We start from the raw sequence: 5,349 nt of genomic DNA, 5'->3' as shown, positions 1-5,349 counted from the left end.
GAGCCATGGGCTATGGACGGGTGGATGTCCCTTCGCCAGAGGTGACAGACCTTCCGCCAGCAGGTTCAGCGCAGGTGGCTACTCCTGAAGCGTACAACGAAAGGGAGTTTATGAACGGGGTTAAAATATTTAACCGCAATGACCGGGTTTGTATTACCGCTAACACTATAAGCGCCTGTTTTGAGCCGGGTGATCAGTTATCGGTCTGGTCAACAGCGCAGACCGCTCCTGAAGCTGGCGACAATAGATTCACAGAGCTGGTTTCTGTCGTTGCTTTAACCAGCCATGGCAGCCTATTTGCGATGGCGGGCCAGATCACTGTCTTTGACCAGAAACAGTTGCATGGAAATCTGGCAGACGCTCGTGATCAGCTGACTATTGACTCTGGCCAGCCACGGCCTGATTTTCCGGTACCGACACAGAAAAACGACGGGATGCGTACGGTTAACTATTACCCGCAAGGAGATACTGAAGGTTGGGTGACCATCGCCGGGGAAGATGCCGGGGAAGAAAACCACTGCTTGCGTTATCAGTTGTTTTTAGCAGAACCGTTAAATAGCCATAACCCATTTCTTAAAAAATACGCTGATGACCATGACCGGCGCATGCCGGCAGACGGTTTTTTCCGCCTGGCACAAGTCCTTAACGGTAACGGCGCTATGACACCGGCGCTTGTTCAGCAAGCCTTTGTGGATGTGGTTGTTCCCGGAGCAAATATAGCGGATTATTTTGCTTCGCCTGTTATACAGAATAAACTTGATCCCGCGAGGCTTGCCAGTCAACTGGGTGACTCCAGCACCCTGTTAATACTCAATCCTTCCCGGCTTACGTCGGATCAGCCAATCGTTCCGGAGTCGGAGTCGGTAATACTGTTTTCTATCGACAGCAAACAGAAGAGCGTATTAACGATTATTGGTAGCGATGGTTTTGTGGCGGAAAGTGAGGTGGTCAGGCACCGTTCAGTTCGCAGCGCAGGTGATCCTTCTGTAGCTAATCGGTATGAAATAATGGCCAGCCTGCCAGGCTGGATTGGTGGGACGACAACGTTGTCAGTGGGTAACAGGACAGGCACATTGGATGTGCTGATAAAAACCGACGGCGATTTTGGGATGGACTTTCTCGACAATCTGAGCAATACAGGCAACCTCTTGACCGATATGGCCAAGTATCTATTCAAATATCTGGAAAGTGCATCACCTTCTGACGGATACGAAACAAAGTGGCGCCGTATTTATGCCCTTGAAGAGGAGTTATACCGGGAGGATTATGATTGGCTTAACATAGATGGTGAGCCCAGAGACTATATGAGCTTGGTGTTGCTTACAGCGAGATTTATTAATAATTCACATAAATGGTGGTTGAAGCCGGAAAGTGTAAACTTGTTTTTAATATTGAATGAGTACGAGGACATTCCTAATAGGAATGTTGGATATTCAAGGCCAGCGATCCAGTTATGTTTAACTAACAGCGAAATGTCGTATGCAATAGTTCAGGAGTTATATACTCCCCTGTCTCCCCCTTCTAATATTTTAAATTGTTTTACTGGAATAGCTAACACTCCTTTTGGTGATATACCTGGCATGCCGGATTGGTTTGGGGGGGAGGTAACACTGACCACAGGCGTAAGGACCGGCACATTTACAGTGTTTATTAAAAATGACGATTCGCCTTTCGGAGAACAAATGCAAAATTCGTTATGTACTGACAATGACCGTATACGTGGAGCCGCCCGTTATTTATTCGCTAAATTGGAAGGTACTTCTGACGTGGATCCGGGATTTTTATCAACACCGAGCTGGCTGGTAAGCGGTAGCGATAGCTCGATAGACGTTGTAAGACACGTCACTGACTTCAACATTAATGATGATTTAAAAGATCATGAAATACTCAACCCCATGCTGGACTCTCGCCTTCACTATGAGCTTGTTGATCAAGAAAAGCCTGTTACTGCCCTTCACAAGGTTCGCTTAAAGATGGTTATGGTATTAAATGAATCATCATCATCTTTCGGTATGAATCTGAAGACAATAACACGTAAAGGAAAAAGTTTAGGCTATGGTAGGCCTGCGGTCAGTTTATTGATCGGTACAACTGAAAGGAACAACTTCCATAAAGGCACAAACCGGACAACGGAATATATAATTGAGCAATACCGCGGGTGTAAAAACATCTATATTAATGGAGGATTTAATCTTGACTTTCTGGTGAGTGACATCTACGCAGACGGCTGGTTTTCACCGTCGCTAAAGATTTCGATTTCAGATACGGTTAAAATGACGGTGACAGGACATTTATCCTCAAGCAGTGATCTTAGAAAATCACGCCTTACCAGCACGGAATTAATACAAACGGCCGTTCAGAATCTGCACACATTTGTTACCACTACCCCTGATGATACGTCATCTTTTATTCAAATCCCAAACTTCTCCGATAAATTGTTGATGTCGATAAAAAATGATGAACGTCCAATATCGCTCGATCAAGGAGGCATAATCAACCGGTTGATTTTGTACGCAGGTAACACGCCTGTTTTTGGGAAACCGCTGGCTGCGGTAGTGGTTGATATGAATTCTTCAGTTTATGACAACGCTATATCTTTCATTTTTTATAGTCGTCTGAAAATTATTCCTCCGCCTGGAAAGACAGTAACCAGTTTCTGTTAAAAGTAGAATGTACGCGATGCCCGGGTTTGAAGCATATTAAAAATTAAACTTCATAGTCTTACCAGGGGCTGTGAGGAAATAGCTGAAATTTGGCACTTCAACTATACGCGCTACATATACAATTACTGACGCTTATGATGACCATTTCTGCCGGTATTTGCAGCAGCGAACGATTGGGTGGAATCGCTGAAAACCTTGGTATTAAAGGGGTTTTCAATTTTTTCAAAAATAATAAAAATCCGGGCATCGCCTTAGTTAGAATGTCGAAATTTTATACGATATGGGAAGAACCCTGCTGGACGATGGTTGATGGTTGAGGTTGTAAATATTGGCAATTCCTCAGCAGCAGGTACTCGCGGCAGCTCAGCAGTGCATGAAGCCCCGGGGTGTTCGGGGCGTTAAGAGAGGTAGTTTCAGTTGCAAAACTCATGCACTTACTGATGCCTGAATCTGTCAGTCAGATTTATTTTTAGGTAGTGGGTCAGATGTGTGGTTAAGCATAAATATCAACCCCAAACTCAAGCTTGTTAATCAGTAATCCAATGACAATATCGTGCATTTTCTCAAGCTTTGAAAAACATATACTCTTTCTCGCCAGCCGTTTGATCCATGTCCTGAAATTCAAATTTTTACGTTCAATTTTCTGAGTATTTCTTTTGCCAACCTCATGTTTTTCCGGGTCTATATTTCTCTCATAAGCACCCCAGTCATCGGTATAGAAACGACGGATACCAAACGGCTCTAATAATGCCTTGAGTTGCCTGAATACCTTATCTTTTCTCTTACCGAAAACATAGGCAAGGATAGCGCCAGTGGCATGATCAATGGCAAGCCATAACCAGCGCTGATTGGATTTATCTCCAACAAAAGACCATTGTTCATCAAGCTCAGCAGCATCACAGAAAGGCTCCAGACGGACGCTGCTATTGATATCAAAGTCCATTGTTCTGATGTTGGGGTTAACTTGTTTCAGAAGAGATTCTTTGCTTTTCAGAGTCTTGATTATGGTGGTTTTGCTGATGGCAAGAACTCTACTGGTATCCCTGATACCACTGCTATTAATCGCCATTTTAATAACTGATGTTACGCACCTCTACCATATGTAGTGCTTGACCATTCAGACAAAACACTACTGATGGTAGTAAACGACGGTGAAGTGCGTAACTACAGTTAATAATGTTTTTTTTGACCTCCCGATTACAAGCCTTATATCGATATTCGAGCATAAATGACTTGGTATCACACAGCTTGTTATAGCATAGATAACGCTGATTTCCTTTGCGACACAAGCCATTCCCTCCAACGAGTGGAAGGCTACAATCTGGACACTTTACTTCAATAAGACACGTCATAAGACGTATATAAGGGCAGAAACAGATTTTTCAGTATAGGGTTATACCTATCCACACATCTGACCTACTACCTTATTTTTACTGCAAGATGTGTCTCTGGTTGATTGCGTCATTTAAATCTAAAGCAGGACGAAAATGTCATGACAATCGCTTCAGGAAATGTGCATGAGTTCCCCTCCGAAGCTCATGCTCGTTACATACCGGCTGTTGAAGAAAAGAACAATCAGAATATAAGTACATTAAATGGACAGGCTATTTCTGAAATTCAATGCCCGCAACGTAAAATGCCACCGTCTGAAAAGTCAGGCCCTGATTGTAATAACAAACCTTCTCTGAGAAAGAGAAGATCCACGAATATTGATCAACCGTCAACTATATGTCCAGGAAGACATTCAAAAAAACCCAAAAAATCCTTTGCTGAATCAGGAACTGCCGGATCTCATGGTGGCACAGTACCAGCTGACATCATTGAAGAAGATCCGACTCAGGTCAACACCGCGAACCGGCAGAATGAAAAAACAACCGACATACGCAGTTCATCCCTGCCAGGGGGAGCTTCGGTTAATTGTAATGCTAACCATGAGGCTGACCAGGCGGATCTCAATGACGGTGCTACTGCAGAATCTGACGCTCATACAGATAACGCTGAAAACAGCATGCCGAGTGGTAGTAGCAGAGACGCTAATGAAGCCGGATGCACAGCAGGGCCAGGGAGAGCCTCTTCCGCAAACCGGCTTGTAGCTGGTTTCGCGGGCATGGCTGGAAGTACGGCAGTACGATCAATACGGGGTGCTGTCGACCTGAGTAATCCATTCAATGTTTTAACGACTGTTGTACAGCATGCCCCTGTTCTCGTCTCGGCCGTCGCTGACGACGATTCGCCCGCGGCAACGCTGGCAAAGTATTCCGCAATGGCGATGACCGGGGTCGGTATTGCAACTTCCCTCTGTGCAGCCGCAAGCGCTACCAGTGCCATTTCAGCAGCAGCTATTCTTGGAACCTGTGGAGCAAGGCTTGTTGGCCAGATTGCAAGTCATATCGGAGTCCGGTATCTGTTGTATCCACGACTTCCGGATTCAGTCCGGGAATATGCCGCACCCTGGCTTCACGCCGGTACTGAAATTGGCATTGCCGCCACGTCACCCATCTACACACGAACCCCGGATGGCACCGATCACTTTGCCTGGCCGGGAGGGCGGGCAACCTGCGGGACCGATGTCCGTGCAGTACGAGCCATGGGCTATGGACGGGTGGATGTCCCTTCGCCAGAGGTGACAGACCTTCCGCCAGCAGGTTCAGCGCAGGTGGCTACTCCTGAAGCGTACAACGAAAGG

General features: G+C 45.7%; 4 protein-coding genes. 3 read left to right on the top strand and 1 reads right to left on the bottom strand.

The genetic code is table 11. The annotated features are described in order from the left end of the window. Positions 1 to 434: 434 nt before the first annotated feature. Positions 435 to 2,663, top strand: coding sequence for a hypothetical protein (locus RM811_RS12095; protein ID WP_402524516.1), 2,229 nt, complete (start codon positions 435 to 437; stop codon positions 2,661 to 2,663). A gap of 89 nt (positions 2,664 to 2,752) precedes the next feature. Then, the gene (locus RM811_RS12090) at positions 2,753 to 2,980 is read left to right on the top strand and encodes a hypothetical protein (protein ID WP_402524513.1); all 228 of its coding nucleotides are present in this window, start codon (positions 2,753 to 2,755) and stop codon (positions 2,978 to 2,980) included. Between the two features lie 176 nt (positions 2,981 to 3,156). On the opposite strand, the gene RM811_RS12085 is transcribed toward RM811_RS12090, so the two are convergent. Further along, entirely contained in the window at positions 3,157 to 3,732 is a 576-nt protein-coding gene (locus RM811_RS12085) for an IS1 family transposase (RefSeq protein ID WP_402524511.1), read from the bottom strand. Positions 3,733 to 4,155: 423 nt separating this feature from the next. Here RM811_RS12085 and RM811_RS12080 point away from each other — a divergent pair. After that, a partial coding sequence (locus tag RM811_RS12080; protein ID WP_402524509.1) for a hypothetical protein occupies positions 4,156 to 5,349 on the top strand: 1,194 nt, incomplete at its 3' end.

This window comes from Endozoicomonas sp. (genome assembly GCF_031844845.1).
GTDB lineage: Bacteria > Pseudomonadota > Gammaproteobacteria > Pseudomonadales > Endozoicomonadaceae > Endozoicomonas.
Note: the sequence above shows the minus strand (reverse complement) of the source record. Positions and strands in the feature narration are given on the sequence as shown.